Below are 22807 nucleotides of genomic sequence, written 5' to 3' on the forward strand. Positions count from 1 at the left end.
GTGGCATTCGCTCAGGGCACACGTGCTGCATCCTGCCCCAGCGGTACGACACGTTGCCAGTTTGCGACCGGTCAGTCCCGGGCGTGGCGCAGCATCAGCACCCCGTCGTCGGTGGCGAGGACGTGCCGCAGCGGCAGGCCGCGCGCCGGGCCGGCCGGCCCGGCGGTGATCCGGCCCGCGCCCGCGCCGGCGAGCAGCGGCGCGACGGTCAGGCAGACCTCGTCGACCAGGTCGGCGGCGGTGAGCGCGCCGAACAGTCGCGGCCCGCCCTCGCAGAGCAGGTGGTCGAGGCCGCGTCGGCGCAGGTCGGCCAGGCCGGCGGCGAGGTCGACCCGGTCGGTCCCGCAGCGGACCAGGTCGGCGACGTCGGTCAGCCCGGCGGGGGCGGTGGCGCCGTCCGTGGTCAGCACGACCGGCCGGACCGGGGCGTCGGCGAAGGCGGCCTGCGCCGGGTCGAGGCGGAGCGACCCGGAGACCACCACCAGCGTCGGGTACGGGGCCAGCCCGTTCGCCCGCCGCCAGGCACGCCGGGTCTCGTCGAGGCGTACCGCCCGGTAGCCCTCGTGCCGCAGGGTGCCGGCGGCCACCACGAGCGCGTCGCAGAGCATCCGGAGCAGTCCGAACACCCGTTTGTCCGGCTCACCGGAGAGACCGGCGGAGTAGTCGTCCAGGGCGACCGCGCCATCGATGCTGGTCACGAAGTTGACCCGGAGGCGGGGGCGGTCGCCGCGACCGTAGAGGGCGGTCAGCGCCGCGTCGTCCAGCGGCCCGGTGGCCGGGCCCGGCCAGGCGCGGTGGATCGGGATCCGGACGCTCATTCGCTCGCCGGACCGGTGACCGGAGGGGTCGGTGCGGGGGTACGGTGCTGACAGTCGCACCAGTTCCGGCCCGGGCAGTCACCGTGCCGTTTCGCCCGGCACGCTCGGCAGATCATGCTGGCAGCCTATGCCGAGGGAGGATGGACAGCATGCCGCGTCAGATCTTCCAGTTGCGGATCTCGCTGGCCGGGGTCCGGCCGTCGGTCTGGCGGCGGGTGCTGGTCCCCGGCGGGTACACCCTGGACCGGCTGCACCGCGTGGTGCAGCACGCCATGGGCTGGCGGGACTGCCACCTGCACAGCTTCGAGATCGACGGGGTGCAGTACGGCGCCCCCGATCCGGACGACGGACTGGCGTCGCGCGACGAGCTGGACACCCGGCTGGACGCGGCGGTGGGCAAGGGGAGCCGGTTCCACTACACCTACGACTTCGGCGACTGGTGGGAGCACGACCTGGTGGTCGAGGACGTGCTGACCGTCGACCCGGACGGGCGCTACCCGGTCTGTCTGGACGGCGAGCACGCGTGCCCGCCGGAGGACGTCGGCGGCCCGGCGGGCTACCGGCTCCTGCTCGACGCCCTGGCCGATCCGGCACATCCCGAGCACGACGCGATGCGCGACTGGCTGGGTCGGTCCTTCGACCCGTCCCTCTTCGACGCCGGTCGGGCCAGCACCCTGCTGCGGCGGTTCTGCTGACCGTCCCCTGACCGGGTGCGGAGTCGATCACTGGTGCGCCGTCGCCGGAGCGGCGACGGCGACGGCGACGGAGGCAGGCCAAGCCGGGCCTAGTGGGGCGTTTCGGTCGGCGGAAGACGCTTTCGCGGTAACGATATGGGAACGCTCCCACGATCTATTGACACGCCCGTTACCCGGCGGCAATCTCATGGGAGCGCTCCCGAGGCGCCCCCACCACACGACAGCCTCACCACCGAAAGAGGGGTCAGGATGAGCCTCACCTTCCGCCGCCGACGGTTCGCGGCCCTCGCGCTCGCCTCCGTCGCGCTCGCCAGCGTCGCGGCCTGCGGCACCGACGACTCGGACAGCGGCAGCTCCGACGGGCCGATCACGCTGGTCGTCGACGTCTTCGGCGACCAGGGCTTCGGCTACGACGAGCTGTACAAGCAGTACGAAGCCGCGAACAAGAACGTCAAGATCCAGGAGCGGGGCAAGGGTCTCGGCCTGAGTGACTACAACACCCGACTGACCCAGCAGATCACCGCCGGGTCCGGTGCCGGTGACGTGGTCGCCCTCGAGGAGGGCACCATCGTCCAGTTCTACGCCCAGGCCGACAAGTTCGTGAACCTGGCCGACCACGGCGCCAACGACCTCAAGGGCAACTTCCTGCCGTGGAAGTGGGAGCAGGGCACCACCCCCGACGGCAAGGTGCTCGGCCTCGGCACCGACGTCGGCTCGATGGCGCTGTGCTACCGCAGCGACCTCTTCAAGGCGGCCAACCTGCCCACCGACCGGGAGCAGGTCGCCCAGCTCTGGCCCACCTGGGACGCCTTCATCGAGACCGGCAAGAAGTTCGCCGCCGCCGACCCCAAGCACAAGTTCGTCGACTCGGCGACCAACTTCTTCAACGTCGTGCTGATGCAGGTCGCCGGCGCCGGCACCGGCTACACCTACTACGACAAGAGCAACAAGCTGGTCATCGGCGAGAACCCGGACGTCCGGACGGCGTACGACCTCACCACCAAGATGATCGACGCCAAGCTGTCGAACAACCTCCAGTCGTTCTCCAACGAGTGGAACGCCGGTTTCAAGAACGGCACCTTCGCCACCATCGCCTGCCCGGCGTGGATGACCGGTGTGATCAAGGGCCAGGCCGGTGACGCGGCGGCCGGCAAGTGGGACATCGCCAAGGCCCCGGGCAACGGCGGCAACTGGGGCGGCTCCTTCCTCGCCGTGCCGAAGTCCAGCAAGCACGCCGCCGAGGCGGCCAAGCTGGCCAAGTTCCTGACCGACGCGAAGGGCCACGTCGAGGCGTTCAAGAAGGTCGGCAACCTGCCCTCGTCCCCGCAGGGCCTGGCCGACCCGGCGGTCGCCGACTCCACCAACGCGTACTTCAGCAACGCCCCGGTGGGCAAGATCTTCGCCGCCGGTGCCGCGGAGCTGAAGCCGGTGTACCTCGGTCCGAAGAACAACGCGGTCCGGACCGCCGTGGAGAACACGCTGCGCGCGGTCGAGCAGGGCAAGCCCGCACGTGAGCAGTGGCAGGCAGCGCTGAAGAACGGCGAGGCCGCCGGCAAGTGACCCTGGCCGAGCTGCCCGCGGGTGGCGCCGAGCGCGGCAACGCGTCGGTGCCACCCGCGGTGCCGCCCGACGCCGCCCGCGACCGGGCGGCGTCGCCTGACGTGAAGGACCGCTGATGAGTCTCGACCTGCACGCCGACGCGCCCCCCGACGGACGCCGGCCCCGTCCCGCCCCGGCCGAGTCGCGCCGTCGCCTCTCGTTGACCCGGTTGGACCTGAAGTACTCGCCCTACCTCTACGTCCTGCCGTTCTTCGTCCTCTTCGCCGTCTTCAGCGCGTACCCGATCGGCTACACGGTCTGGATCGCGCTCACCGAACGTTCCCCGATGAACCCGACCATCAGCTTCGTCGGGCTGGACAACTTCGTCGAGCTGTTCACCAACGACCCGCAGTTCTGGAACGCGGTCTACAACACCTTCGGGATGTTCGCCCTGTCCACGGTGCCGCAGCTGCTGATCGCCCTGATGCTGGCGAACGCGCTCAACCGGCGGCTCCCGGCGCAGACGTTCTTCCGGATGGCCATCGCCATGCCGATCATCACCTCGACCGCCGTGGTCGCGCTCATCTTCTCGATGATCTACGCCCGTGAGTTCGGCCTGGCCAACTGGGCGCTCGACCTGGTCGGCATCGATCCGATCGACTGGCGGGCCAACCGGTACGCCTCCTGGTTCGCCATCTCCACCATGGTCGACTGGCGGTGGATCGGCTACAACGCCCTGATCTACCTGGCGGCCATGCAGTCGATCAGCAAGGACATGTACGAGGCTGCCTCCCTCGACGGCGCGTCCCGGCGGCGGCAGTTCTGGTCGATCACCATCCCGCAGCTCCGTCCGACGATCATCTTCACGCTGATCATCTCGACCATCGGTGGTTTGCAGCTGTTCACCGAGCCACTGCTGTTCACCAGCGGTGCCGGGGCCATCTCGGGCGGCTCCGAGGGCCAGTTCCAGACCATCACCATGTACCTGCTCGACGTGATGAACACCCGTTTCCGCTGGGGGTACGCCGGCGCGGTCGCACTCGTGCTGTTCCTGCTGATCGCCTTCATGTCGGTCGTGAACTACCTGCTGGCCCGTCGGATCAGCTCGGACAAGTGAGGGTGCGCAGATGACGACCACGACGCTCCGTCCCCCCGTACGCTCCTCCGGCCGTCCCGCCCGCGGGCACCGGGCCGCGCAGCTGTGGAAGGCCAGCCCGCTCACCTGGGTCGGGCTGGTCCTCGGCGTGCTCCTCTCCCTCTTCCCCTTCTACTGGATGATCGTCATCGCGTCGCGGACCAACGACGCGGCGAACTCCTGGCCACCGCCGTTCCTGCCCGGCGGCAAGCTCGGTGAGAACATCGAGCGGGTGCTCGCCAACGGCGACGCCAACGTCGTCAAGGGCCTGGTGAACTCGTTCCTGGTCTCGGGCACGATCACCGTCGCCACGGTCTTCTTCGGCTCGCTGGCCGGCTTCGCCTTCGCCAAGCTGAAGTTCAAGGGCAAGAACGCGCTGCTGCTGGTCATCCTGGCCTCGATGATGGTGCCGATCCAGCTCGGCGTCCTGCCGTTGTACATCCTGATGGCGAAACTGGAGTGGCTGAACACCATGCCGTCGGTGACGGTGCCGTTCCTGATCGGCGGGTTCGGCATCTTCATGATGCGCCAGTACGCCGAACAGGCCGTCCCCAACGAGCTGATCGAGGCGGCCCGGGTGGACGGCTGCTCCACCTGGCGGGTCTACTGGCATGTGGTCGCTCCGGCGCTGCGTCCGGCCGCGGCCGTGCTCGGCCTGCTCACCTTCATGGAGCAGTGGAACCAGTTCTTCTGGCCGTTCGTGGTGCTCGCCGATCCGGCGAACCCGACCGTGCAGATCTCGTTGCGTAGCCTGAACACCGCCTACTTCGCCGACAACTCGCAGATCTTCGCGGGTACGTTGATCGCGACCCTGCCGTTGTTCGTCATATTCGTCCTGTTCGGCCGCCAGATCATCGGCGGGATCATGGAAGGTGCCGTCAAGTCGTGAGCAACCCCGCCACCCCGTCCGGCGTCGACCTCCTGGAGCAGGGCCCGGCACTGCTCTTCCCGCCCGGCTTCCTCTGGGGCGCGGCCACCGCCGCGTACCAGATCGAGGGGGCCGCGACCGAGGGCGGCCGGACCGCGTCGATCTGGGACACCTTCAGCCACACCGACGGGCGTACGGTCTCCGCCCACACCGGCGACGTGGCCTGCGACCACTACCACCGGATGCCCGCCGACGTGCGGCTGATGGCGGAGCTGGGGCTGAGGTCGTACCGGTTCTCGATCTCCTGGCCCCGGGTGCAGCCCGGCGGCTCCGGCCCGGCCAACCCCGAAGGGCTGGACTTCTACCGGCGGCTCGTCGACGAGCTGCTCGCCCACGGCATCGAGCCCTGGGTGACCCTCTACCACTGGGACCTGCCCCAGGAGCTGGAGGACGCCGGTGGCTGGCCGGCCCGGGACACGGCCAGCCGGTTCGCCGACTACGCCACGCTCGTGCACGACGCCCTCGGTGACCGGGTCCGCTACTGGACCACCCTCAACGAGCCGTGGTGCTCGGCGTTCCTCGGGTACGGCTCCGGGGCGCACGCCCCGGGCCGCTCCGCCGGCATCGAGGCGGTCCGCGCCGGACACCACCTCATGCTCGGGCACGGCCTCGCCACGCAGGCGCTACGTGCCGGCCGGCACGCCGCCGAGGTGGGGGTGACCCTCAACCTGTACCCGGTGACCCCGGCCAGCGACTCGCCCGGCGACGCCGACGCGGCCCGCCGGATCGACGGGCTGGCCAACCGGTTCTTCCTCGACCCGATCCTGCGCGGTCGGTACCCGGCCGACCTGGTCGCCGACCTGGGCCCGGTGAGCGACTTCGGGCACGTGCGCGAGGGTGACCTGGCGACGATCTCCACCCCGCTGGACCTGGTCGGTGTCAACTACTACAGCCGGCACGTGGTGGCCGCGCCGATCGAGGGGGCCGCGCCGGAGAAGTACTGGCGGGCGCCGTCCTGCTGGCCGGGGAGCGAGTCGGTGCGGTTCGTCACCCGAGGGGTGCCGGTCACCGACATGGACTGGGAGATCGACGCCCCCGGCCTGGTCGAGACGTTGCGCCGGGTGCACGAGGAGTACACCGACCTGCCGCTGTACGTCACCGAGAACGGGTCGGCGTTCGTCGACACGGTCGTCGACGGCCGGGTCCACGACCCGGACCGGTTGGCGTACTTCGACGCCCACCTGCGGGCGGCCCACGAGGCGATCGGCGCCGGGGTGCCGCTGCGCGGGTACTTCGCCTGGTCGCTGATGGATAATTTCGAGTGGGCGTGGGGCTACACCAAGCGCTTCGGCATGGTGTATGTCGACTACGACAGCCAGCTCCGCATCCCGAAGTCCAGCGCCAGGTGGTACGCCGAGGTGATCCGACGCAACGGTCTGGCCGCACAATAGGCCGCAGGGCCAGCCAGTAACGGGCGGCTCCGGCGGGTGCCCTCTTGCGGGCTCCCGCCGGTCCGTCCGACGTCGGAGGAGCAGAACCATGACAACCCAGCGCACCCGCTCGCTCGGGCGCCCGACCCTCGACGCGGTGGCGGCCCGCGCCGGCGTCGGTCGCGGAACGGTCTCCCGCGTGGTCAACGGATCGCCGCAGGTGAGCCCGGAGGCCCGAGCCGCGGTGCAGCAGGCCATCGCCGAGCTGGGGTACGTGCCGAACCGGGCCGCCCGCGCCCTGGTCACCCAGCGTACCGACTCGGTGGCCCTGGTGGTCTCCGAGTCCGGGGAGCGGGTCTTCACCGAGCCGTTCTTCGCCGGCATCGTCCGGGGGATCAGCTCCGGGCTGCTGGAGACCCCGATGCAGCTCTGGCTCGCCATGGCCCAGTCACCGGTCGAGCGGGAGCGGGTCGAGCACCACCTGACCAACCAGCACGTCGACGGCGTCCTGCTGCTGTCCCTGCACGACGCCGACCCGCTGCCCACCCTGCTGGAGGAGCGCGGGCTGCCCACCGTGCTCGGCGGCCGGCCGGCGCGGATGCTGCGCCCCGGAGCCCAGCCCGCCTACTTCGTGGACGTGGACAACGTCGGCGGTGCCCGGCAGGCGGTGGAGTACCTCGCCGCCAAGGGACGACGGCGCATCGCCACCATCGCCGGCCCGCAGGACATGGGCGCCGGCCTGGCCCGGTTGACCGGCTACCGGGAGGCCGTCGAGGCCACCGGGGGCCAGGTCGACCCGGCGATGATCGCGTACGGTGACTTCAGCGAGGGCAGCGGCACCGCCTGCATGCGACGGCTGCTCGAGTCCTGCCCGGATCTCGACGCCGTCTTCGCCGCCAGTGACCTGATGGCGTACGGCGCGCTGCGGGCGTTGCGCGAGGCCGGCCGCCGGGTGCCCGAGGACGTGGCGGTGGTCGGCTACGAGGACTCGCCGATCGCCCGGCAGTCGGACCCGCCGTTGACCACGGTCTTCCAGCCGGTGGAGGAGATGGGCCGGCAGATGGCCCACCTGCTGGTCTCCCGGATCCGCGGCGACGACCTCCCCGCCCCCTACGTCCTGCTCGACACCCACCTGGTTCCCCGCGCCTCCGCCTGACCCCTCGGAAGGGCAACCGGGCCGGCGGTCAGGAGGTGCGGTAGGCGCGGAGTTCGCGGCGGGCGAGGGAGGCGCGGTGGACCTCGTCGGGGCCGTCGGCGAGGCGGAGCGTGCGGGCCTGCGCCCAGAGCGCGGCCAGCGGCGTGTCCTGGCTGACCCCGGCCCCGCCGTGCGCCTGGATGGCCTTGTCGATGACCCACTCCGCCATCGCCGGGGCGGCGATCTTGATGGCCTGGATCTCGGTGTGCGCGCCCTTGTTGCCGACCGTGTCCATCAGCCAGGCGGTCTTGAGCACCAGGAGCCGGGCCTGCTCGATGCGTACCCGCGACTCGGCGATCCACTCCTGGACCACCCCCTGCTCGGCCAGCGGCCGGCCGAACGCCACCCGGTCGACGGCCCGCCGGCACATCAGCTCCAGGGCCCGCTCGGCCATCCCGACCAGCCGCATGCAGTGGTGGATGCGGCCCGGCCCGAGCCGGGCCTGGGCCATGCCGAAGCCGCCGCCCTCCACCCCGACCAGGTTCGCCACCGGCACCCGGACGTCGGTGAAGTCGACCTCGGCGTGCCCGCCGTGCGCGGCGTCGGAGTACCCGAACACGGTCATGCCCCGGCGGATCGTCACGCCCGGGGTGTCCCGGGGCACCAGGATCATGCTCTGCTGCTTGTACCGCTCACCGTCCGGATCGGTCTTCCCCATCACGATCAGCAGCTCGCAGCGCGGGTCCATCGCTCCGGACGACCACCACTTGCGTCCGTTGACGACGTACTCGTCGCCGTCCCGGACGATCCGGGTGGCGATGTTGGTGGCGTCGGAGGAGGCGACCTCCGGCTCGGTCATGCAGAACGCCGAGCGGATCTCACCGTCCAGCAGCGGACGCAGCCACCGCTCCTGCTGCTCCCCGGTGCCGAAGGCGGCGAGCAGTTCCATGTTGCCGGTGTCCGGGGCGGCGCAGTTGAGCGCCTCCGGGGCCAGGTGCGGGCTGCGCCCGGTCAGCTCGGCGAGCGGGGCGTACTGGAGGTTGGTCAGGCCGGCCCCGTGGCGCGGGTCGGGAAGGAAGAGGTTCCACAGGCCCCGGGCCCGCGCCTCGGCCTTCAGCTCCGCCAGCACCGGCGGACGCGCCCACGGGTCACCGGCCGCCGCGACCTGCTCCGCGTGCACCGCCTCGGCCGGGTGGACCCGTTCCTCCAGGAACCGCAGCAACACCTCGCGCAGCTCGGTGGTCCGGGCGTCGAAGCCGAAGTCCATGTGTCCCTCCCCGGGCAGCCCGCCGGCCGCCCTGTCGTGTCGATCCGGCGACGCCGGCCGCCCTCCTGCCCGCCTCAGCCGCGCTTGCCGGTGGCGGCCAGCCCGTGTGCGACCAGCGGTGCCACCAGCGCCCCGATCTGGTCGAACCCCTCGCCGAGGGTCTGCCCGAGGGTGTGCCGGTAGTGGATCCCCTCGCAGATCACGGCGAGCTTGAAACAGCCCAGCGCCACGTGCCAGTGCAGCGGGCCGACGTCCACGTCGGCCCGGCCGGCGTACCGCTCGATCAGCTCGGTGCCGGTGGGGAAGCCGGCGCGCGGGCCGAGCCCGTCGGCCACCGGGTTGCCGGCGGCGAGGTCGGAGTCGCCCAGCACGTCCCAGTAGGTCAGCAGCAGACCCAGGTCGGCCAGCGGATCGCCGAGGGTGGCCATCTCCCAGTCGAGCACCGCGCGGACGGCGACCGGTTCGACGGTGGCGAGGAGGTTGTCCAGCCGGTAGTCGCCGTGCACGATCCGACCGTCGTTCGCCCCCTCCGGGACGGTCGCGGCGAGCCGGTCGCGTAGCTCGTCGACGCCGGGCAGCGGCCGGCTGCGCGACTTGTCGAGCTGACCGGCCCAGCGGCGGACCTGGCGGGCGAGGTAGCCGTCGGGGCGGCCGAAGTCGGCGAGCCCCACCTCGGCCGGCGGCACCGAGTGCAGGGTGGCCAGGGTGTCCATCATCGCGGTGGCCAGGTCCCGCCGCTGCCCGGCGGTGAGCCGGTCGGTCTGCGCGTGACTGCGGTAGACCACTCCGTCGACCCGTTCCATGAGGTAGAACGGCGCGCCGATCACCGCCGGGTCGGTGCAGAGCAGCAGGGGTGCCGGCACCGGCACCCCGGTCGGGGCGAGCGCGCTGATCACCCGGTGCTCCCGGGCCATGTCGTGCGCGGTGGCCAGCACGTGGCCCAGCGGAGGCCGGCGCAGCACCACCTCCCGGTCGCCGATGGCCAGCAGGTAGGTCAGGTTCGACTTCCCGCCGGCGATCAGCCGGGCGCGCAACGGGCCGCCGGCCAGGTCGGGCCGGTGGGCGGCCAGGTGGGCGGCGAGCCGGTCGAGGTCGAGCCCGCGCGGGGGCGTACCGGCGGGGGAGGCCGAGCCGGTCCCCGGCCGGACCGCGTCGACGGCCGGATCGGTCATCCGAATAGTTGATGGCACCTCGGCTCTTCGTGTCAAGACGCGTTTTTCGCCAGGGACACCGCGCGGCAACAGGGGCGAAACGGCCGTCGGACACGCTGGGGACCAGCCTGCCGGACGGGTACCGGCCGCCGAGCGATGGGGGACAGACATGCTGCTGAGAGTTCGGGTGACCCTGCCGGATCGACCCGGCACGCTCGGCCAGGTGGCCCGCACCCTGGGGGTCTCCGGCGCCGACATCGTCCAGGTGGTGGTGCTGGAACGGCTCGGTGGCCGCGCGGTCGACGACTTCACCGTGGTCTGGCCGGGCGCCGGCCGACTGGAGCGGCTGATGGCCGGTCTGGCCGCGATCCCCGGTGTGCAGGTGGACGGGGTGTGGCGGGCGATCGGCGCGCCGACCGCCACCGGGCAGGACGCCGAGTTGCTGGCCCAGGTCGCCGCGAACCCGGCCGACGGGCTCGCCACCCTGGTCGACGCGGTGCCCGGCCTGCTGGCGGCGGACTGGGCGGTGGCCGCGGTGGTGCCGGTCGACTGGGCCTCCTCCGGCGGCGGTGTGGCCACGGTCGGCTATGCGAGCTGGCGTACCCCGGTCGCGCCGATCCTGCCGGAGGTGACCCCGCTGCGCTCCCGCGCGATGACCGCGCCCGACGGCGGCCACTACGCGGTCGCGCCGTTCGGCCGGGCCGGGCTGGTGCTGGTGGTGGCCCGAGGAGCTGCGGAGACGCTCTCCCCGGCCGCGTTCCACCGCACCGAGGTGGACCGGCTGTCCCAGCTGGTACGGGCCAGCGCGGTGATCCTCGGCGACCGGCTCGACCTGGTGGGCGCGGCGTCGGCTCCGGCCCCCGGGGGACGGTCGTGACCCTCTGGCGGATCCGGGCCACGGTGGACGACCGGCCCGGCTACCTGTCGGTGCTCACCGCCAGCCTCGCGCTGCGGGGGGTGAACATCCTCGCCGTGCAGGTGCACACCACCGAGGCCGGGGCGGTCGACGACTTCCTCGTCGACGCGCCGGACGCCCTCGACGAGGCCGACCTGTTCGCCGCCGTCGAGAAGGGGCGGGGCCGGAACTGCTGGATCGCCCGTAGTGAGGCGCGCGGCCTGGTCGACCAGCCCACCCGGGTGCTCGGGCTGGCCACCCGGCTGGTCCGCGACCCGGACGCGACCGGCGAGGCGCTGCGCGCCCTGCTCGGCGCGGAGACGGTGACCTGGCGGCCGGTGCCCGCCGCCGGCAGCGCGGTGGCCGGCACCGGTGGTGCCCCGGTGGCCGGTGTCGAGGGCACCCGGATGTGCCTCGGCGACGCCGCCGGCGGCTCGTTCGACCTGTCCCGGACCGCGCCGGACTTCACCCCGGCCGAGTACGCCCGGGCGCAGGCGCTGGTCGAACTGGCGACCACCGTCGCGCGCCGGGCCGCCGAGCAGGTCACCCTGGTCCTACCGGACGGCACCGAGCTGGGGGTACGCCCGGCCGGGCCGGACGACCTCCCCGCCGTCGGGCGGCTGCACGAGCGGTGCTCGGCGCGGAGCCTGCACGGCCGGTACCTGAGTGGGGCGGGCAGCCCGTCGCCGGAGCGGTTGCGGCGGCTGCTCGACCCGACGCGGGGGACGACCCTGGTCGCCACCGAGACCGACGCCGCCGGTTCGGCGGAGTCGGTGGTCGCGATGGCGAACCTGCTCGGCGAGGGGGACCAGGCCGAGGCGGCGCTGCTGGTCGCCGACGACCGGCAGCGCCGTGGCCTCGGCGGCGCGCTGCTGCGCCGGCTGGTCACCCACGCCGACCGGGCCGGGTACGCGGCGCTGGAGCTGTACGTGTACACCGGGAACGCCCCGATGCTGCGGATCCTGCACCGGCTCGGCCGCCCGATGCGCCTGGAGCGGGACGGGTCGGTGGTCACCGCCACGCTCCCGCTCACCGGCCGCCACTGCCCGGCCCAGGTCTAGCCGGCCCGCCGCCCGGACACGCCGAGGGAGATCTGTTCGATCGCGGCCATGGTGGTGACCGTGGCGCCGGCGGGGCCCCGCCGCCGTGCGGCCGGGCCCCGGGCGTGGCCGGTCAGGTGGCCGGGTAGCTGTTGTAGTCGGGGAAGTTGCCGAAGAGCCGGCCGCGGCCGACCGTGACCGCCTGCACGAGCAGTTCACCGCCGACGAACGCGCCCTTCCAGGAGGCGCCCCGGCCGCCGAACGGCTCGTCCCGGTCTCCCCGGGAGCGTGGCTTGTTGATGCCGACCTTGAACGCCTGGAGGTCCACCGCCAGCTTCGCCGCCTCCTCCTCGTCGTCGCAGGCGAGGCTGGCGACCAGCGCGCCGTTGGAGGCGTTCATCGCGGCGAGCAGTTCGTCGGTGGTGTCCACGACCACGATCGTGTCGACCGGGCCGAACGGCTCGGCGTGCATCAGCCGGGAGCGGCCGGGCGGGGCGAGCAGCACCGACGGGGCCACGTACGCCGACGTGTCCTGTCCGGTCAGGAACGGTGCGCCGTCGAGCTTGCCCCGGTAGAGCGGGACGGCACCGCCGCGTACCGCCTCGTCGACCTTGCGGCGCAGCTCGTCGGCCTTGGTGGCGCTGATCAGCGGGCCGAAGTCCAGTTCGGGCAGGGGGTCACCGGCGGACCAGTCGTCGCCGACGGCGAGCGGGTGGCCGAAGCGCACCGAACGGACCACCGGCAGGTACATGTCGAGGAACTCGTCGACCAGGTCCCGCTGCACGACGAAGCGCGGGTACGCGGTGCAGCGCTGCTTGCCGTACTCGAAGCCCTTCTTCAGGTGCGCGGCGAGCATGTCCCACTGGGAGAAGTTCCAGATGCCCCAGGCGTTGAGCCCCTCCTGCTCGATGAAGTGGCGCTTGTCGGAGTCGAGCAGCGCGGCGGCGACCTTGCCGCCGTTGGACCGCCCGCCGACGAAGGCGACCGCACCGATCTCCGGGGCGCGGACGAGCACCTCGGACAGTTCCTCGCCGCCACCGGAGACGAGGGTGGTGGGCAGGCCGGCCCGGTGCATCAGCGCGTGGGCGACGGTCAGGCAGACCGCCCCGCCCTGCGAGGGGGTCTTGGCGATGACCGCGTTGCCGGCGAGGAGCTGGACCAGTTCGGCGTGGACCAGCACGCTCATCGGGTAGTTCCAGCTGGCGATGTTGCTGACCGGGCCGGGGAGCGGCTCGCGCCCGTCGGCGAGCATGCGGTCGATCTCGTCGACGTACCACCGGACGCCGTCGAGCGCCCGGTCCACGTCGGCGCAGGCCAGCCGCCAGGGCTTGCCGATCTCCCAGACCAGCAGGAGGGCCAGCAGGTCGCGGTGGTCGCGCAGCGCGGCGAGTGCGTCGTTCACCCGGGCCTTCCGCTCGGAGAGCGGGGTCTCGGCCCAGTCTCGGTGCGCGGTGGCGGCGGAGACCACGGCGGCGCGGGCCGTGGTGGCGTCCAGCCGGGGCAAGTTGACCAGGACGGTGTTGTCGATCGGGGTGCGGACGGGGCTGGGCGTGCCGGCCGAGGCCCAGTCTCCTTCGATGAGGTTGCGCAGGGTGGTGGTGCCGTCGGGGCCGGTGGGGTCGAACGCCTCGGGGGCGGCCTCGACGGCACGGGACAGGGTCTCGGCCCAGGCGGTGCCGTCGGCGAGTCGTAGAGCCATCGCGATCTCCTCAGGGTCTTCCAGTGGAGCGGCGGCATCGACGGCACCGCTTGGCGGTACTGTCCCGTGCCCGGATCGTCGGCGGCAACAGTACGTTCGTATGCCAGGACGGCCGTCCACGCCCGAGAGTCGGTGGATCCGACCCGGCGATGCGCGCATCTCCTCGCTGACCTGCTGTTATTCCGAGACTATATCGCAGGCTATCGATTATGTGATTCAGTCTGGCTTGACGGGAAAGGGCTTTCCCGGCATGTTCGGCCGAGGTTGGCCCGGTCACGCAGGGTGCGCCCGCGGGCATGGTGATCAGAGACACTGATCAATTTGCGGGTCGGGTCGTCCAGCCGTCCGGCCCGCCTGACGGAGCCCGGCGGCTGCGGTCGGTCCGGCGGCGGCCACCGTCTGCGGGAAAGCGACCGGCCGCCGGGTGGGGCCCGGCGGCCGGTCGTGTGCGCGGTGGTCGACCGCGGGTGGGGTCAGCTGGTGAACGTGACGTCGTCCCGGCGGCGACGGAGCAGGACCAGGGTCGCGCCGCCACCCACCAGGCCGACCCCGAGCAGGGCCATGGTGGTCACGGCCGCACCGGTGAGCGGCAGGTCGCCGCCGCCCCCGCCGGTGCCACCGCTCGGGCTCGCCGAGGTCGACGGGGTGACCGAGCCGTCAGGGGTGGGGGTGGTCGACGCGTCGGGCGTCGGGCTCGCCGAGTCGCCCGGGTTGGGGGTGGCCGATCCGTCCGGGCTGGGGCTCGCCGATCCGGTCGGCGTCGGGGTCGGGGTGGCCGACGGCTGGCCGGCGCAGGTGTGGCTCAGGTTGAACTTGCTGCCCTCGCCGGTGACCGAGGCGGTCCCGGTGACCAGGGTCCAGCCGGCCGGGGTGAAGAGGTAGGCGTGCTTCAGCTGCGGGTTCTGCCCGCCGGTCGCGTAGAGGGCGTCCGGGTACGGGTCGGAGTCGTCGGGGATGGTCACCTCGACGGTCCGGCTGCCGTCGGTGAAGGTCAGCTTCAGGCTGAGGAGGTCGCCCAGCGCCCGCTCGGGCAGGACGAAGTGCCAGCCGTCGTGGTCGTCGGGGAGGTCGGCGAAACGGGGGTCGGCGCACTCCTGGTTGGCGAAGCCGCCCGCCGTGACGTTCGACTGGCGCAGCTCGAGTGTGGTGGCCGCCCAGGCCGGGGTGGCGAGGGCGAGAACGGTCGTGGCGGCGACGGCGGAGACGACCGCGCGGGCCAGGTGCCGGCGCTGCGGCATGAGGGATCCTCCGGAGAGTAGTCGAGGGGCAGGCTCATGATCGCACGGACAACCGCGTTCTGCGGCATCGGGCAATCGGTCTGACCTGCTCGGACGGGTCGTCCGGCAGCCGCGCCGGGCGGGGTTGCCGCGCATCTCATGGTCCTTCGCGGGCGTGTTCGTGTAACGCTCCGTCCCTCTCGGACGCTGCGATGCCGGGTCGGTCGAACCCGCGCCCTTCACAAACAGGTGAGACGCCCGTTACATTGTCGCGTATCCATGGGAGCGCTTCCATGTGGATGTGCCCCCACCCCGCCATCACCCCACCCCACCACCACCGCCCGGCGGCGTCGCACCGTTCGCGACCCCTCGCCCCGCCGACGTCGCCGGGCGCCCTACCGGACAGGAGCACCGGTATGCGCCTCCGCACCGCCCGCGGTCGGTCCGAACCGCCCTGGTACCGGCGTCTCGTCGCGGCCGGTGCCGCGCTGACCACCGGCCTCGCCCTCGCCGTCACCGGCACCGCACCGCCCCCCGCCACCGCGGCGCCCGCCTTCAACTACGCCGAGGCGTTGCAGAAGTCGCTCTTCTTCTACGAGGCCCAGCAGTCCGGCGAACTGCCGGGCTGGAACCGGGTCTCCTGGCGCGGTGACTCCGCCCGCACCGACGGCGCGGACGTCGGCCTCGACCTCACCGGCGGCTGGTACGACGCCGGCGACCACGTGAAGTTCGGCTTCCCGATGGCGTTCAGCACGACCATGCTCGCCTGGGGCGCGGTCGAGTACCGGAACGGCTACGCCGCCTCCGGCCAGCTGCCGCACCTGCTCAACAACCTGCGCTTCGTCAACGACTACTTCATCAAGGCGCACCCCGCCCCGAACGTCCTCTACGGACAGGTCGGCAAGGGCGACGACGACCACAAGTGGTGGGGTCCGGCCGAGGTGATGCCGATGGCGCGGCCGGCGTACAAGATCGATGCGAGCTGTGGCGGCGCGGACCTGGCGGGGGAGACGGCGGCGGCGATGGCCGCGTCGTCGATGGTCTTCCGCCCCACCGACCCGACCTACGCCAACACCCTGCTCACCCACGCGCGGCAGCTCTACACCTTCGCCGACACGGTGCGGAAGAGCTACCACGAGTGCATCACCGACGCGACCAGCTTCTACCGCTCCTGGAGCGGCTGGCAGGACGAACTGGTCTGGGGCGCGATCTGGCTGCACCGGGCCACCGGCGAGGCCAGTTACCTGGCCAAGGCGGAGAGCGAGTACGACCGGCTCGGCAACGAGAACCAGTCGACCACCAAGTCGTACCGGTGGACCATCGCCTGGGACAACAAGCAGTTCGGCGCGTACGTGCTGCTGGCCGCGCTGACCGGCAAGCAGAAGTACCTCGACGACGCCAACCGCTGGCTGGACTGGTGGACCGTCGGCGTCAACGGGGAGAAGGTGCGCTACTCGCCCGGCGGGATGGCGGTGCTCGACTCCTGGGGCGCGCTGCGCTACGCCGCCAACACCGCGTTCGTGGCGCTGCTGCACAGCGACCGGATCACCGACGCCACCCGCAAGGCGCGCTACCACGACTTCGCGCTCCGGCAGATCAACTACGCGCTCGGCGACAACCCGCGCAACTCCAGCTACCAGATCGGCTTCGGGGTCAACCCGCCGCGTAACCCGCACCACCGCACCGCGCACGGCTCCTGGTGGGACAGCCAGACCGTACCCACCGAGACCCGGCACGTCCTGCACGGGGCGTTGGTCGGCGGCCCGTCCGCGCCGGACGACAAGTACACCGACAGCCGGTCCGACTACGTGATGAACGAGGTCGCCACCGACTACAACGCCGGGTTCAGTTCCGCGCTGGCCGCCCTGACCGCGAAGTACGGCGGCACCCCGCTGGCCGGCTTCCCGGTCGCCGAGCAGCCCGACCTGGCCGAACTGAGCGTGGAGACCACGGTCATGCAGAACGAGCCCCGCGCGGTCGGGCTCAAGGCCATCGTCTACAACAAGTCCGCCTTCCCGGCCCGCGCGCTCACCGACGGCAGGTTCCGGTACTACTTCCGTACCGACGGCTCGCCGGCGCAGGTCACCCCCGGCTACACCCAGGGCTGCCCGTCGCCGTCCGCCGCCCGCCAGGTCGCGGGCGACCTCTGGTACGTCGAGGTCGACTGCACCGGGCACACCATCGCCCCGGCCGGCCAGTCGCAGCACCGGATGGAGGTGCAGTTCAAGATCGGCGTACCGGAGGGTGGCACCTGGGACCCGACAAACGACCCGTCCTGGCAGCCGACCGCCGGTCCGAACCCGAAGGTGCCGCTCTACTCCGGTGGCCAGCGGGTCTGGGGTGAGGAGCCGACCGGCACCACGCCGGACACCACCCCGCCCACCGTGCCCGGCACCCCGGTCGCGTCCGGGCTCACCGCCACCGGCGTCACCCTGACCTGGACCGCCTCCACCGACGCCGGCAGCGGCGTGGCCGGCTACGAGATCACCCAGGAGACGGTCGGCAGCGACGCGCTGGTCCTGCACCGGTCCAGCACCAACACGCTGACCCTGACCTCGCTCTCCCCGGCCCGTACCTATCGGTTCTGGGTCCGGGCCCGGGACAGCGCGGGCAACTCGTCGGCGTCCTCGGCGACGGTGACGGTGACCACCCCGGCCGGCAACGGCCCGGACACCAGCGCACCCACCCCGCCCGGCACCCCCACCGCCTCGGCGGTCGGCCCCACCGGGCTCACCCTGGCCTGGGGGCCGTCCACCGACGACGTCGGGGTCACCGGCTACCGCGTGTACCGGAAGACCTGGCCGGTGGACACCCTGGTCGCCACGGTGCCCGGCACCACGTACCCGGTGACCGGGCTGACCCCGGCCACCGCGTACGCGTTCTACGTGGTCGCCGTCGACGCCGCCGGCAACCCGTCGGCCCCGTCGCCCACCCTCACGGTGACCACCGCGCCGGACACCCCGACCGCGTCCTGCCGGGTCGGCTACACCACCAGCGACTGGAGCACCGGGTTCACCGCCACGGTGACCATCACCAACACCGGCACCGGCACGCTGAACGGTTGGAGCCTCGGGTTCAGCTTCCCGGCCGGGCAGCAACTCATCCAGGCGTGGTCGGCGAACGCGACCCAGTCGGGAGCGGCGGTGACCGCCACCAACCTGGCGTACAACGGCACCCTCGCGCCGGGGGCGTCGACCAGCTTCGGCTTCAACGGCACGCACACCGGCAGCAACCCGAAGCCGACCGCCTTCACCCTCAACGGTTCCCCCTGCACCATCGCCTAGTCCCACCGCCTGGCCCCGCAGAGATCTTGGACAGTTACCGTCGTGTGTGGACGGTAACTGTCCAAGATCCGTGCCGGCGAATCGCGTGCGGCGGGCCGAAGCCGGCGGGGCGACCGGCGTCCTGGGCGGCGGAGCGCCAGCCGGCGGCCGACAGGGCCCGGCGGAGGTCGGCGGCGACCTCCGCCGGGCGGGCGCGGACCAGCCAGGCGGGGAAGCGCAGGATCCGGTCACCCGCCGTCCAGACGTCGTTCTGCCGCCGCATGTCCGCCGCCCACTGGCGTACGTCCATGTGGTGCGCGCCGTCGATCTCCACGTGCAGCCGGTACGCCCGCCAGTACGCGTCCAGCCACCGGGTCCGTCCCGCCGCGTCGGTACGCCGCTCCTGAAGATCCGGCCGGGGCAGCCCGTACCGCCGGCAGAGGCGGACGAAGTCGATCTCCGACAGCGCCTGGGCGCCGCCGGTGATGTCGTCGACGGTCTGCCGGATGAGCCGTCGACGTGGTGCCCGGGGCAGGGCGGCCACCACCTCCCGTAGCTCCTCGGGCAGCACCCGGCGCTGCTGGCAACCGGCGGCCAGCACCGCCTGCGCCTCCGCCTCGTTCCGCGCCCAGCCGGCCGCGTCCACCAGGGCCCGGGAGGTGGTGGTACGGGGTGGCCGGCCGAGCTGGAGATGCTCGGGCGGGAGCACCGAGGAGCGGTGCACGTGCACCGCCGCCATGTCGACCGGCAGCCGCCGCAGCACCGTCCGGGCGGCCCGCCGCTCGGCCGGGACCAGCACGTGCAGCGGTTCCCGGGGCAGGCCACGCACGCCCGCTTCGGTGGCCGCCGTGGTGCCGCCCAGCACGGCTCCCGTCCCGGCGGCCAGGACCGCCACCCAGAGTTGCTGGTCCCGGGTCAGCCGGCCGTTGCCGGTCAGCAGGACGCCGCGACAGATGGACCGCCACCGACCGGTGCGGATCCGGCTGCGAACCAGGCCCTCGGTCAGCAGGCCGGTCGCCTGCGCGGTGGTGAGGACTCCGGACTGCTCGAACGCCAGCCAGTCCAGCGCGGTGGCGTCGTCGTGGGGAAGGTCGAAGGACACCTCACCGATCCTGACCGGCGCACCCCGCCCACACCGCCAGATCTTGGACAGTTACCGTCCTGACAGGACGGTAACTGTCCAAGATCCCGGGTGCTGGGTGTGGCTTGACTCAGTCCTTGATGGCGCCGTGTTCGACGCAGGTCGCCCGCCAGCCGGTCGGCAGCACCTGCACCTTCATCCGGCGCCGGCAGGACGGGCAGTACCGGGGCGGCTCGAGTGTCCGGGCGGTCCGGCACGCCTCGTGGGCGCTCGCCCCGGCCGGCTCACCGCACCGGTCGCACCACAGGCCACCCACCGTGCCGCATGCCGTCGCGTTCGGCCGGCCCGCCGCGTCGTCCACCGGCGCACCGTTGCCGATGGCCGCCCTGCCGGCCGGAGCCGCGTCGGTGTCCACGGTCGCCGGGTGGTCCGCCGCTGCGTCGGTGTCCACGGTTGCCGCTCCGTCCGCCGTCACAGCGTCGCGGAGAGCGCCTTGACCGGCATCTTCAGGTCCTCGAGCAGCTTGAGGTCGTCGGTCGCCGGCCGTCCCAGGGTGGTCAGGTAGTTGCCGACGATCACCGCGTTGATGCCGCCGAGCAGCCCGTCGCGGGTGCCCAGGTCGCCGAGGGTGAGTTCGCGCCCGCCCGCGTACCGGAGGATGGTGCGCGGCATGGCCAGCCGGAACGCGGCGATGGCCCGCAACGCGTCCTTGCCCTCGACCACCGGACGGTCGCCCAGCGGGGTGCCGGGGCGGGGGTTGAGGAAGTTCAGCGGGACCTCGTGCGGGTCCAGCTCGGCGAGCTGCGCGGCGAACTCGGCCCGCTGCTCCACCGTCTCGCCGAGGCCGAGGATGCCGCCACAGCACACTTCCATGCCGGACTCACGGACCATCCGCAGGGTCTCCCAGCGCTCCTCCCAGGAGTGCGTGGTGACCACGTTCGGGAAGTAGGAGCGGCAGGTCTCCAGGTTGTGGTTGTACCGGTGCACGCCCATGTCGACCAGCTCGTCGACCTGCTCCTGGGTGAGCATGCCCAGCGACGCGGCGACCTGGATGTCGACCGCCGCCCGGATCGCCGCGACGCCCTCGCGCATCTGCTTCATCAGCTTCGCGTCCGGGCCACGCACGGCCGCCACGATGCAGAACTCGGTCGCCCCGGTGGCCGCGGTCTGCTTCGCCGCCTCGACCAGGGACGGGATGTCCAGCCAGACCGAGCGGACCGGGGAGGCGAACAGGCCCGACTGCGAGCAGAAGTGGCAGTCCTCCGGGCAGCCGCCGGTCTTGAGCGAGACGATGCCCTCCACCTCGACCTCCGGGCCGCACCAGCGCATCCGCACCTCGTGGGCGAGTTGGAGCGCGGCGGTCAGGTGCTCGTCGGGCAGGTTGAGCACGGCGAGGACACCGGCCTCGTCGAGGCCGACGCCCTGCTCCAGCACCTGGGTCCGGGCCTGGTCGAGGATCTCTGGCATGGCTCGTACCCTACAAGGCCGGCCACCGGGGGCGAATCCCTGCTTCCCGCCGCTCCAGCCACCTCCGAGCCGGTTGCGGCGGGGCCGGGCAGTGCTCCGCCGGGGGCCGCGCCGCGCCACGCCGGTGGCTCCGGTACGGATGGTAACTTCGCCCGGCGGAACGGTCGCCGGGCATGGCGACGAGGTCGGGCGGCGAGCAGGGGAGTGACGGTGGCGGACTGGCTGGCGGCGCTCGAACGCCGTGCCGAGCTGCGGGCGAAGGCGGGACTGACCCGGCGGCTGCGGCCCCGGGGCGCGGACGACGCCACGGTCGACCTGGCCGGCAACGACTACCTCGGGCTCGCCACCCATCCCGAGGTCACCGCTGCCGCGGCGGTCGCGCTGCGCGCGTACGGGCTGGGCGCTACCGGGTCCCGGCTGGTACGCGGCTCCACCGACGTGCACCACGAGCTGGAGGACGCGCTCGCCGACTGGCTCGGCGCGGAACGGGCGCTGGTCTTCTCCTCCGGCTACCTGGCCAACCTCGGCGCGCTGCGGGCCCTCGTCCAGCCCCGTACCCTGCTCGTCTCGGACGCGCACAACCACGCCTCCCTGATCGACGGTTGCCGCATATCCGGGGCGGAGACCGTGGTCACCCCGCACGCCGACGTGTCCGCCGTGCAGGCCGCGCTCGCCGCCGCCCCCGGCCGGCCGGCCGTGGTGGTCACCGAGTCGGTCTTCTCCGTCGACGGGGACCTCGCCCCGCTCGCCCGGCTGCACGAGGTGGCCCGCCGGTACGGTGCGCTGCTGCTGGTCGACGACGCGCACGCGCTCGGGGTGACCGGACCGGCCGGTGCCGGCGCGGTGGTCGCCGCCGGACTCGCCGGAGCGCCGGACGTGGTGGTCACCGCCACCCTCTCGAAGTCCCTCGGTGGCGTGGGCGGGGTGGTGGCCGGTCCCGCACCGTTCGTCCGGCACCTGGTGGAGACCGGCCGGACCTTCATCTTCGACACGGCGCTCCCGCCGGCCGTCGCCGCCGGGGTACGGGCCGCCGTCGGTCTCGCCCGTACCCGTGACGACCTGCGTGCCGAGCTCGCCGACCGGGCTGCGGTGACGGTACGCCGGCTGCGGGCCGCCGGCCTGACCGTCTCCACCCCCGCCGCCGGGGTGGTGTCGGTGACCGCCCCCGGCGCGGAGGCCGCCACCACGTGGGCCGAGAAGTGCCGGGAGCAGGGGGTGGCGGTCGGCTGCTTCCGTCCGCCCTCCACCCCCGACCCGCGGTCGCGGCTGCGGCTGACCCTCAACGCCGGGGTACCCCGGGCCGACTTCGAGCGGGCGCTGGACGTCGTCGTGGCGTGCGCGCCGGACGGGGCGCGCGGGCCGCGGGTCGGGGTGGTCGCGTGACCGCCCCGTGGCAGGGTGCGGTGCTGGTAACCGGCACCGACACCGGCGTCGGCAAGACCGTGGTGACCGCGGCCGTGACCGCCGCCGCGCAGGCGGCCGGGCTGCGGGTCGCCGTGGTCAAACCCGGCCAGACCGGTACGGCCACCGGCGAGCCCTCCGACGTCGACAGCGTGACCCGGCTGGCCGCCCCGCTGACCGGCCGGACGCTGGCCAGCTTCCCCGACCCGCTCGCCCCGCTGACCGCCGCCCGGGTGGCCGAGCTGGAGCCGCTGGGGTTCGACCCGGTCGTCGACGCGGTCCGCGAGGAGGCGGACAAGCACGACCTGGTGCTCGTCGAGGGGGCCGGCGGGCTGCTCGTGCCGATGGGGCTGCGGCCCTCCGGCGAGGCGTGGACGGTCGCCGACCTGGCCGTGGCGCTCGGCGCACCGGCGGTCGTGGTGGCCCGCGCCGGGCTGGGCACGCTGAACCACACCGCGCTCACCCTTGAGGCGCTGGAGCGCCGGGCGGTGCCGGCCGGGGTGGTGATCGGCGCCTGGCCGGCCGAGCCGGAACTGGTGCACTGGGCGAACCTCGGCGAGCTGGTGCCGAAGCTGCTCGGCGCGCTGCCGACCGGGGCCGGGGCGATGGATCCGGGGGTGTTCCGCCGGTCCGCCCCGGGCTGGCTCACCCCGGCGCTGTACGGGGTGCTCGACGACTGGCGGGCCTGGGCCGAGGAGATCTGAAC

19 protein-coding genes are annotated in these 22807 nt (G+C 72.9%); 11 read left to right on the top strand and 8 right to left on the bottom strand.

Annotated elements, in window-relative coordinates; genetic code table 11:
- Positions 1 to 71: 71 nt before the first annotated feature.
- The gene (locus tag IGA62_RS21015; protein ID WP_145819198.1) at positions 72 to 818 is read right to left on the bottom strand and encodes a pyrimidine reductase family protein; all 747 of its coding nucleotides are present in this window, start codon (positions 816 to 818) and stop codon (positions 72 to 74) included.
- A 149-nt stretch (positions 819 to 967) separates the two neighbouring features.
- Between IGA62_RS21015 and IGA62_RS21020 the strand changes: the two genes are divergently transcribed.
- From IGA62_RS21020 to IGA62_RS21045, 6 genes are all read left to right on the top strand, one after another.
- Entirely contained in the window at positions 968 to 1513 is a 546-nt protein-coding gene (locus IGA62_RS21020; RefSeq protein WP_145819197.1) for a plasmid pRiA4b ORF-3 family protein, read from the top strand.
- A 249-nt stretch (positions 1514 to 1762) separates the two neighbouring features.
- Positions 1763 to 3073, top strand: a complete 1311-nt coding sequence (locus tag IGA62_RS21025; RefSeq protein ID WP_145819196.1) for an ABC transporter substrate-binding protein — start codon at positions 1763 to 1765, stop codon at positions 3071 to 3073.
- A 115-nt stretch (positions 3074 to 3188) separates the two neighbouring features.
- A complete protein-coding gene (locus tag IGA62_RS21030) occupies positions 3189 to 4169 on the top strand; it encodes a carbohydrate ABC transporter permease (RefSeq protein ID WP_145819195.1) in 981 nt (326 codons plus the stop codon).
- A 10-nt stretch (positions 4170 to 4179) separates the two neighbouring features.
- Positions 4180 to 5076: a carbohydrate ABC transporter permease gene (locus IGA62_RS21035; protein WP_145819194.1), complete on the top strand. Its 897-nt coding sequence runs from the start codon at positions 4180 to 4182 to the stop codon at positions 5074 to 5076.
- Positions 5073 to 6506, top strand: a complete 1434-nt coding sequence (locus IGA62_RS21040; RefSeq protein WP_145819193.1) for a GH1 family beta-glucosidase — start codon at positions 5073 to 5075, stop codon at positions 6504 to 6506. Before IGA62_RS21035 ends, IGA62_RS21040 begins: the two co-directional genes overlap by 4 nt.
- 88 nt (positions 6507 to 6594) lie before the next feature.
- A complete protein-coding gene (locus IGA62_RS21045) occupies positions 6595 to 7641 on the top strand; it encodes a LacI family DNA-binding transcriptional regulator (protein ID WP_145819192.1) in 1047 nt (348 codons plus the stop codon).
- A 28-nt stretch (positions 7642 to 7669) separates the two neighbouring features.
- On the opposite strand, the gene IGA62_RS21050 is transcribed toward IGA62_RS21045, so the two are convergent.
- Together IGA62_RS21050 and IGA62_RS21055 are read right to left on the bottom strand one after the other, a co-directional pair.
- A complete protein-coding gene (locus tag IGA62_RS21050; RefSeq protein WP_145819191.1) occupies positions 7670 to 8887 on the bottom strand; it encodes an acyl-CoA dehydrogenase family protein in 1218 nt (405 codons plus the stop codon).
- A 74-nt stretch (positions 8888 to 8961) separates the two neighbouring features.
- A complete protein-coding gene (locus tag IGA62_RS21055; RefSeq protein WP_145819190.1) occupies positions 8962 to 10059 on the bottom strand; it encodes a phosphotransferase family protein in 1098 nt (365 codons plus the stop codon).
- A gap of 148 nt (positions 10060 to 10207) precedes the next feature.
- On the opposite strand from IGA62_RS21055, the gene IGA62_RS21060 reads away from it, so the two are divergent.
- Positions 10208 to 10915 (top strand): ACT domain-containing protein, encoded by a 708-nt coding sequence (locus IGA62_RS21060; protein WP_145819189.1) that lies wholly within the window; start codon positions 10208 to 10210, stop codon positions 10913 to 10915.
- Positions 10912 to 11994, top strand: a complete 1083-nt coding sequence (locus IGA62_RS21065) for a GNAT family N-acetyltransferase (protein WP_145819188.1) — start codon at positions 10912 to 10914, stop codon at positions 11992 to 11994. The genes IGA62_RS21060 and IGA62_RS21065 overlap by 4 nt, the downstream gene beginning before the upstream one ends.
- A gap of 112 nt (positions 11995 to 12106) precedes the next feature.
- On the opposite strand, the gene IGA62_RS21070 is transcribed toward IGA62_RS21065, so the two are convergent.
- Both IGA62_RS21070 and IGA62_RS21075 read right to left on the bottom strand, forming a co-directional pair.
- A complete protein-coding gene (locus IGA62_RS21070) occupies positions 12107 to 13672 on the bottom strand; it encodes an aldehyde dehydrogenase family protein (protein ID WP_145819187.1) in 1566 nt (521 codons plus the stop codon).
- A gap of 473 nt (positions 13673 to 14145) precedes the next feature.
- Positions 14146 to 14910, bottom strand: coding sequence for an LPXTG cell wall anchor domain-containing protein (locus IGA62_RS21075; RefSeq protein ID WP_145819186.1), 765 nt, complete (start codon positions 14908 to 14910; stop codon positions 14146 to 14148).
- Between the two features lie 395 nt (positions 14911 to 15305).
- Here IGA62_RS21075 and IGA62_RS21080 point away from each other — a divergent pair, with 395 nt between their 5' ends.
- The gene (locus tag IGA62_RS21080; RefSeq protein WP_145819185.1) at positions 15306 to 18173 is read left to right on the top strand and encodes a glycoside hydrolase family 9 protein; all 2868 of its coding nucleotides are present in this window, start codon (positions 15306 to 15308) and stop codon (positions 18171 to 18173) included.
- Positions 18174 to 18207: 34 nt separating this feature from the next.
- Here IGA62_RS21080 and IGA62_RS21085 read toward each other — a convergent pair whose 3' ends face one another.
- The 3 genes from IGA62_RS21085 to bioB all read right to left on the bottom strand — a co-directional run bounded on the left by IGA62_RS21085 (position 18208) and on the right by bioB (position 20700).
- Complete coding sequence (locus tag IGA62_RS21085) at positions 18208 to 19254, bottom strand: endonuclease domain-containing protein (protein WP_232624724.1); 1047 nt, start codon at positions 19252 to 19254, stop codon at positions 18208 to 18210.
- 109 nt (positions 19255 to 19363) lie between these two features.
- Complete coding sequence (gene bsaP / locus IGA62_RS21090; RefSeq protein ID WP_332838472.1) at positions 19364 to 19594, bottom strand: biotin synthase auxiliary protein BsaP; 231 nt, start codon at positions 19592 to 19594, stop codon at positions 19364 to 19366.
- Positions 19595 to 19704: 110 nt separating this feature from the next.
- On the bottom strand, positions 19705 to 20700 hold the full coding sequence (bioB, locus tag IGA62_RS21095) for a biotin synthase BioB (protein ID WP_091463088.1): 996 nt from the start codon (positions 20698 to 20700) through the stop codon (positions 19705 to 19707).
- A gap of 210 nt (positions 20701 to 20910) precedes the next feature.
- Here bioB and IGA62_RS21100 point away from each other — a divergent pair, with 210 nt between their 5' ends.
- Together IGA62_RS21100 and bioD are read left to right on the top strand one after the other, a co-directional pair.
- Positions 20911 to 22083 (top strand): 8-amino-7-oxononanoate synthase, encoded by a 1173-nt coding sequence (locus IGA62_RS21100; protein ID WP_145819183.1) that lies wholly within the window; start codon positions 20911 to 20913, stop codon positions 22081 to 22083.
- 20 nt (positions 22084 to 22103) lie between these two features.
- Complete coding sequence (bioD, locus tag IGA62_RS21105; protein ID WP_145822098.1) at positions 22104 to 22805, top strand: dethiobiotin synthase; 702 nt, start codon at positions 22104 to 22106, stop codon at positions 22803 to 22805.
- Positions 22806 to 22807 lie beyond the last annotated feature (2 nt).

It is taken from the genome of Micromonospora sagamiensis (genome assembly GCF_014680085.1).
GTDB lineage: Bacteria > Actinomycetota > Actinomycetes > Mycobacteriales > Micromonosporaceae > Micromonospora > Micromonospora inyonensis.